8 protein-coding genes and 1 pseudogene are annotated in these 7,187 nt (G+C 65.0%); 4 read left to right on the forward strand and 5 right to left on the reverse strand.

Features of this window, described 5'->3' with window-relative positions; genetic code table 11:
- Positions 1–476: pseudogene (locus EOA60_RS38230) on the reverse strand (hypothetical protein); the annotation flags it as partial.
- A gap of 272 nt (positions 477–748) precedes the next feature.
- On the opposite strand from EOA60_RS38230, the gene EOA60_RS12575 reads away from it, so the two are divergent.
- Entirely contained in the window at positions 749–1,333 is a 585-nt protein-coding gene (locus EOA60_RS12575) for a DUF1214 domain-containing protein (RefSeq protein ID WP_128311422.1), read from the forward strand.
- Complete coding sequence (locus EOA60_RS12580; RefSeq protein WP_095823722.1) at positions 1,326–1,874, forward strand: DUF1254 domain-containing protein; 549 nt, start codon at positions 1,326–1,328, stop codon at positions 1,872–1,874. The genes EOA60_RS12575 and EOA60_RS12580 overlap by 8 nt, the downstream gene beginning before the upstream one ends.
- Positions 1,875–1,883: 9 nt before the next feature.
- Here EOA60_RS12580 and EOA60_RS12585 read toward each other — a convergent pair whose 3' ends face one another.
- Positions 1,884–2,072 carry a hypothetical protein gene (locus EOA60_RS12585; protein WP_095823723.1) on the reverse strand — a complete coding sequence of 63 codons (189 nt, stop codon included), beginning with the start codon at positions 2,070–2,072 and terminating at the stop codon, positions 1,884–1,886.
- A gap of 187 nt (positions 2,073–2,259) precedes the next feature.
- Between EOA60_RS12585 and EOA60_RS12590 the strand changes: the two genes are divergently transcribed.
- Positions 2,260–3,255 carry a DUF2336 domain-containing protein gene (locus tag EOA60_RS12590; RefSeq protein WP_095823724.1) on the forward strand — a complete coding sequence of 332 codons (996 nt, stop codon included), beginning with the start codon at positions 2,260–2,262 and terminating at the stop codon, positions 3,253–3,255.
- Between the two features lie 63 nt (positions 3,256–3,318).
- Here the strand turns inward: EOA60_RS12590 and EOA60_RS12595 are convergent, their stop codons facing one another.
- From EOA60_RS12595 to EOA60_RS12605, 3 genes are all read right to left on the reverse strand, one after another.
- Positions 3,319–3,666: a DUF1491 family protein gene (locus EOA60_RS12595; protein ID WP_067320924.1), complete on the reverse strand. Its 348-nt coding sequence runs from the start codon at positions 3,664–3,666 to the stop codon at positions 3,319–3,321.
- A 68-nt stretch (positions 3,667–3,734) separates the two neighbouring features.
- A complete protein-coding gene (locus EOA60_RS12600; RefSeq protein WP_067320921.1) occupies positions 3,735–4,517 on the reverse strand; it encodes a peptidoglycan-binding protein in 783 nt (260 codons plus the stop codon).
- Complete coding sequence (locus tag EOA60_RS12605) at positions 4,492–6,234, reverse strand: PAS domain-containing sensor histidine kinase (RefSeq protein ID WP_095823725.1); 1,743 nt, start codon at positions 6,232–6,234, stop codon at positions 4,492–4,494. The genes EOA60_RS12600 and EOA60_RS12605 overlap by 26 nt, the downstream gene beginning before the upstream one ends.
- A 531-nt stretch (positions 6,235–6,765) precedes the next feature.
- Here EOA60_RS12605 and EOA60_RS12610 point away from each other — a divergent pair.
- The gene (locus EOA60_RS12610; RefSeq protein WP_127246610.1) at positions 6,766–7,158 is read left to right on the forward strand and encodes a DUF5330 domain-containing protein; all 393 of its coding nucleotides are present in this window, start codon (positions 6,766–6,768) and stop codon (positions 7,156–7,158) included.
- The last annotated feature ends 29 nt before the right edge of the window (positions 7,159–7,187 follow it).

Raw genomic sequence — 7,187 nt, forward strand, 5'->3', positions numbered from 1 at the left:
GGCGCGGCAGATTGCTTCTGTGCAGGCTTCGCCACGGCGGGCGGCTTGCTATCGCTATCCTTGGCCGGCGACGGCGTGTTGTCCCGGTTGCCGGCTCCATCCAGGGATTTCCTGGGGCCGGTGTCCTTGTTGCCATACTGGAAAACGGGCTTTAGCACCGCGATCGGCGGTGGCTTCGGCGGCTGCTTTTCCGGCACTGGAGGCTTTTCCACTTTTTGCTCGGGCGGTTTTTCGGCTTTCGGTTCCGGGGGCTTCTCGGCCTTGAGTTGCTTCGGCTGCGGTGCGGGCGGAGGCTTCGGCTTAGGTTGCTCGGGCGGAGGCACAAGCGCGACATTGACCGGCTGTTCCTGATCCGGCTGTTGGGCGGGCTTGGGCAAGGTATAGACCAGAAACGCTGCGATCAGCGCATGCAGCATCAGCGATGCGGGCAAAGCCCACGCCAAATTCCGACGCCGCTCTCCGGTCTCGCCCTTCATCCCGACCGATGTGGAACGAAATGGCGGCGGCTTCAAGCACGGGCATCGGATCGGCGCCTGACAAGTCAGTGATTGGATGGCTACGTGCAGCGCCGCCGAGAATCAGAAGGGGCGCGGTGCGGACTTGTCCATGACAGGCCGGTCGCCGACATGGGAACGTCATACTACTGCAGGCCGCAACCACCTGAATATCGCCATGCCCAAGGCAAGCCGGCTTGCCACGAGGCCCCGCGCCGCGATATCCCGGGCAACCTCCTCAGTTCCGGCCTTCCATGCTCAAGACCGTCTCCCTCACGCTGCTTTCGCTTGCCATGGCCATCGGCCTTGGCGGCGGCAGCGTCTGGTACGCGCTCAACGCGCAGGACGGCGTCGGCGCGATCCGCATCGGCCAATGGACAGCTTCTCCTGAAATCGGCACGGAAGGCTCCGACCCCTACTCCAAGGCGCGCGTGGCGCGTGAGGGCGTGCTGGCGCTCGGCCGGGCGGAGGGGTTGTCCTTCGTCGCCGAGCGCGACGCAGCCGGCCAGCCGCTGAAGCGGGAATGCGCCTATTCGATCGAAGGCGGCTACCCGACGGCCCGGTTCTGGACGCTTTATGCCGCCGACCAGTCGCTCGGCGTCATCGACACCGGCAAGGCGAGACAGGCGGCCCTGCAATCCTACGAAGTGCTGCGCCGGCCCGACAATTCGGTCGTCATCTCCGTTGGCGACCGCCCTGCCCCGGGCAACTGGCTGCTGACGGCCGGCTTCGGCAAGATGTATTTCGTGCTGACCTTCTACGACACGCCGATCGCGAGCAGCACCGGGCTTTCCGACGTGACGCTGCCGCGCATTTTGAAGGCGGGCTGCCATGCGTAGCCTGCTGCACGCCCTGGTCCTCGGTCTGCTCGGCGCCGGCATCGTGCATATCGCGGTGCTGTTTTTGGTGCCGGAATTTTCCGAGCGCGATGCCTGGTCGCGGCTGGCAATGGCCTCCGACCTCTACAAGATGACGCGCCTGGACGCGGAGGCCGGCGGTGCACCTGTGGTGAAGTCGGTCGACCCCATGTTCTACGCGGCCGCCTGCCGCTTCAATCTCGCCGACGGGCTGGTGCGGATCCGGGCGCCCGGCAACGTGCCGTTCTGGTCGGCTTCGGTCTATGACCGCAGCGGCCACAACATCTATTCCTTCAACGACCACAATGCGAACAGCGAGAAGCTCGATGCCGTGGTGCTGACACCGGCGCAGATGATCGACGTGCGGCGCGATCTTCCCGAGGACTTGCAGGGCGCGATCTTTGTCGAGGCGCCGATCGACGAGGGAATCTTTGTCGTCCGCGCCTTCGTGCCGGACGATAGCTGGAAGCCGATCGTGTCGCGCTTTCTCGAACAGAGTGCCTGCGAGCTGCAGGAATACTGAAGAGTCAGCTCAGTGATGCGGCACTAGTGGCCGTGGCGACACAGGCTTGTCCGGGCCGTCCGGACGCGCCCCGCCGACCTGCGGCTGTGGCTCATAGCGGACGCCGGGGAAGATGATGACAGCCGCTGCCGTGTCGGTGTCGTGGGTTACTCGATTGACGGGTGCCGCTCGCGGCACGAAAGACAAGACCATGCCCATGGTTCGCGTATTCCTCTCGGTTTGACCGGAGCACAACGCAACGCCTCCAAAGTCGATTAAGGCGGGCAGAGGGTTAACGGAGCGCTAACGGATCGCGGCTAATTTGATGTTTGTTCCTTGGAGACGCGAAACCGGCCCGGCCGGAGGCGCGGGGCCGGGTCTGTGTCGAGTATCGGGCGTATCCTCCGTGTCTTCTTCGGATTTCAGGCACATCGCTATCCGGACCGAAGCGGGAAAAGCCGAAAGGCTGTTCCGCGCCGCCGTGTCGGCCTTCTGCTCGCTGACGCGCCCGTCGCGGCGCGAAATCGCCCAACTCGAGGATCTGACGCTGCCGCTGTTCGACGAAGTGTCGGTCGAATCGCGCCGCTATGTCGCCGCCGCCCTTTCCGAATGCGAATATGCGCCGGCCGCGTTGGTGCGGCGGCTGGCCGAGGAGCCGGTCGAGATCGCGGCGCCGCTGCTTACCCGCTCGAACGCGCTGAGCGACATCGACCTCATCGCGCTGATCGGCCGCCATGGCCTGCCGCACGCGCGCGCAATCGCTCGCCGCAAGGAACTCAACGCAACCATCGCCCACCTGATCCGCGCGCTGGAGAAGCCGACGCTGGTCAACACGCGGCCGCCGGAGACGGTCACGAAGATCGCGCCGGTGAAACCGGCCGCTTCCGCAACAGAAGACAACCGCCCGGATCCCGGCGTGCCTGAGGAAAACGCGCGGCGACGCCTGCGCTCGATGATGCGGCCCGCCGGCGAAAGTGCCGCTGTCAACCTGTTCCTCGGACAGCCGACTTATCTGAAGCTGCGCGAGACGGCGCTGACGGGCAACCTTGCTTTCTTCCAGACAGCGCTTGCCGATGCGCTCGACATCGATTTTGCCACAGCCCGCTCGATCACAGAGCAATCGGGCTACGCAGCGCTGCTTGCGGCGCTCAAGGCGCTCGACCTAAGCGAAGACAGGGCCTTCCTGATCGCGGTCGCGGTCCATCCCGGCGAGTTTCCGCATCCCCAGGCAATCCGTCTGTTCCTCGACCGCTATCGGCTGCTGCATCGCGAGGCAGCGCTCGACAAGGTGCGGGCCTGGAAAGCCGAAACGCTGTCTCGGGCGATCCGCGGCAATGCCATCGAGACAGGGCGCCACGCATCGAACAGCGATGACAAGGCCGCCGGCCGCAAAGCGTCCTGAACCAATTCCAGGGAAGGTGCTCAGCGGTTTTCCGTGGCTGGACGCGACCCTGGGCCGCCGCCTCTATTCCGCCTTCACGGAAACAAGCTCCTCGACCGGAACGGAGCCGGCCTCGATCTCGACCACCCAGATGTCGGGATCGAATCTCTTTTCCTTTTCCAGCCTTGCATCGAATGCCGAGCTATCGTCGCCAGAATCGAGCAAGGTGAAGAAGCGCTCGTCGGGCTTGGCCGAATCGTAGCTCGTTTGCGGCGCCGGTCCGTACAGAGCCACTTCGCCGAGCCGGTCGCGCGACAACACGAAGACGGCGCCGGCCTCGGTCGCGCCGCGCTTGACCACGGCAGCAAAACCGCCGGCGGTGAAGACACGGCGCAGAAGGGCCGATACCCACAGATCGGTAGTCACGCGCATGGCAGGGTTCCGGATGGCATGCGCGGTTCCTTACAGCATCGGCAATGGAACCGAAAAGCCGGCAGCCCTCAGTTTGTCAGGCCGATCTCGCGCATCTTGGCATAGACCACTTCGTCCGGCTCGCCGGTCTCGGGCAGGCCGAACAGCGCCTGGAATTCCTTGATCGCAGACTTGGTGCGGGCGCCTACGACGCCGTCGAGCTGCATATCGTCATTGCCGAAGGCCTTCAGGCCAGCCTGGATCTTGACGATGCGGGCGTCGGGCGCCTGCGTTGCGCCGCTGGCCTGGGCGGCGACCGGAATGGCCGCTGGTCCGGCGGCCTGGGCCGTCGCCCTATCGGCCGGTCTCGGGGCCGGATGCGGAATGGCCGCAGTCGTTTGCCTGGCGCCAAGCTGATCGAGCAGCGCGCCGTCGACATCGCCGGAGGCGGGCAGCCCGACCTTGAGCTGATAGGCCTGGATGGCCTTGCGCGTGGCTGGGCCCGTGAGGCCGTCGACGGTGCCGTCGTAGAAATTGAGGTCCTTCAATATGCCCTGCACCTGCTGGACGACCGGATCGGGCTTGGGAGCGGGCTGCGCCTGCCGCACGATGTTGATGGTGGTCTCCGGCTCATCCGAGACGGCATGCGGGAAATTCTCGATGCTCCTGGTGGCGAAGAAGGCGCCCGTGTGCGGAAAAGGCTGGTACCAGAGCGCGTTGGCCGAAACGTAGAAGAGCGTCACCAGGAAGGCGGTCGAGCCGCCGACCAGAACCGGATTGCGCGAGATCATCTGGCCGAGCGCCCCAGCGCTCTCGGCAAGCAACCCGCGCTCGGGTTCGACCACTTTAGGCCGTCTTGCGGAGCGAGCCATTGCTGTCCCCATTTGCATCCCCCTTCGGCTTTGCAATCGGCACCGGCAGCACGTCGGCCGGCGCGCCCGAGCGCCGCTTCGGTCCGTTCACCGGCAGGCTGATCGTCACCGTCGTGCCTTCGCCCGGGGCGCTCTCGATCGACATCGTGCCCTCATGCAGCGCCACCAGCCCCTTGACCAGCGACAGGCCGAGCCCGGTTCCCTCGAAGCGGCGCGTATAGTCGTTCTGGATCTGCATGAACGGCTTGCCGAGGTTGGCCATATCCTCGTCGGCGATGCCGATGCCGGTGTCACTCACCCAGAAATGCAGCCGCGAGCCGACCCGCTTGGCGCCGATCACCACGCTGCCGCCATCAGGCGTGAACTTCACGGCGTTCGAAACGAGATTGATCAGGATCTGCTGCACGGCGCGGCGATCGGCATTGATCTCGCCGGCGTCAGGCGCGATCTGCGCGCCAAGCGCGATGCTCTTGGCCTCCGCCAGGGGCCGCATCATCGAGCGGCACATGTCGGCGGCATCGGCGAAGCGGAACGGCTCGAGCTCGGTGGCATAGGCGCCTGCCTCTATGCGCGAGACATCGAGGATCGAGGTGACGACGGACAAAAGATGCTGGCCGGACTCCCTGACCAGGGCGACATATTCCTTCTGGCGCGGATCGCGGAAGGCGCCGAACATCTCGTGCAGCAGCATGTCGGAGAAGCCGATGATGGCATTGAGCGGCGTGCGCAGCTCGTGGCTGACCACCGCCAGGAAACGCCCCTTGGCCACTTCGGCGGCAGCCGCAGCCTCCCTCGCCGTGGCAAGCTCTTCGCGGAGCGCGGCGATCTCGTCATTCTCACGAAGGACGAAGGTGAAGATGTCCTGCTCTCGCGCGCCGCGCAGCAATTCAAGGCGGAACGGGCGGAAATTGTCGGCCGAGCCGCCACCGTCGCGCGGCAAGCGGATGCGCAGGTCGAGCCGGCGCTTCGGCGCGCCCTCGCGCATGTCCGCGAGCGCGGTGAGATAGGCGACGCGATCGGAAAGATGGACGCGCTCGAACAAGCCCGCGCCGAGCAGGAGCTCCGGCGCCAACTTCAGAATGGAACGCGCCTTGGCCGAAGCGTCGAGCACCTCGCCCTGGCGGCAGACGCGCAGCACGACGGCATCGATCGTCTCTTCGAGACGGTCCACCGCAGGCTCAGCCTGACGCGCGTCGGCGGGATTGGCGAAGGCCGCCGCGCGCGGCAGGAGCGTAAGCGCCCAGGCAAGCGGCAGCAGCCAGTGCCAACCGGCGATCGCGGACTCGCCGAGCGGCAGGAACTGGTTTGCGAAAGGCTGCAGCAGGATGGCGCCGAATGCCGCCAGCGCGCCCGAAATTGCTGCGCGGCGCGACCCGGCGATCCAGCAAGACTCGACCGGCAAAGCCACGGCAAGCAGCGCGACTGGCGACGCCAGACCACCCGCCGCGGCAATTGCGCCAGCAAGCGCGAGGCCGCCCGTCGCCACCGAGGCACGGCCGGCGAGCGTCATGCGTCCGGTGGCGGCAACCAGAAGCGCTGCGAACCAGCACAGACCGAAAGCGCCGAAGATCGCAGCCACGGTAACGGCGGCGCCCAGGCTTGAGGTGACCAGCGTCACCGCCGCACCCGCGGCGAGGAAGGGAGTGGCGAGCATGACGCCGATGAAGCGGCGCTGGCGCTGGCGCTCAGCCTCCTCCGTGACGGTCGGATGAACCATGCGTTCGCAGCCGGCGGCAACCGCGCCAGGCAGAGGAACGTATCTGGCCGTAATCGAACTCAACGCACTCGGACCCGGTCGTGAATTGCCCTGCTTCTGCAGGTGACTCTTGATTGGATTGAAAGTCGCATCCAGCGTTTAAGGAATGGATAAGGCAGGGAAGGCGAGCGCCCTGCCCGCGGCAAATATCGGGACGCCGACACCCCAAAGCCCGTCGATCTGCCGCCATGGTAAATGGAGCGTTAGCCACAGCGCGGCTCGCCTGGCTTCCTGAAAACCCAGTGCCGATGCTCGCCCTTTCCAGAATTTTTCTTTTGAAACAGCCGCATAGATGGCTATTTCAAAGTTAATACAGTGGATCAGATTTGAGTTAGATCAATAGCGAAAACCAATCCTTTCCAATTCATCTAAAATTTGAAGAAAATTCGCGGCTTCGGCGCAAGCCACGCTTCGCGCCTTCGTGCCATTGTCATGTCCATAAAAAGAGGTCATGCCGATGGATGCATGATCCGATCACGACGAGGCATCGAGATGGGCTTTCTGATCAGGATGGCTTTCTGGTTTTCGCTGGTGCTCTTGGCGCTGCCGCTCAGCGTCGGCCCCGACGAGGATGGCCGCGAGGCAGTCGGGCCGATCCAGGCGCTGTTTGCGGCGCGCGAGGCGGTCGGCGACATCGCCGGCATCTGCGAGCGCAAGCCGGATGTTTGCGAGACCGGCAAATCGGCCATGCACACCATCACCGTGCGCGCCAAGGAGACAGCCAAGATCGCCGCCGCCATGCTTGATGACCAGCAGTCGGAAAAGACGGCCGCGCCCGCTGCGAAGGCAGCGCAGACGTCTGGCGAGACCACCGGCAGCGTCGCCGAGGACATCGTGCTGCCAGCCAAGGTCAACATTCCGGCGATGCTGACGGCGAAGAACTGAGATTGCTTTTTCTGGAAATGCTCTAACGC

Source organism: Mesorhizobium sp. M1A.F.Ca.IN.020.06.1.1, from assembly GCF_004023265.1.
In the GTDB taxonomy this organism is placed as follows: Bacteria; Pseudomonadota; Alphaproteobacteria; order Rhizobiales; family Rhizobiaceae; genus Mesorhizobium.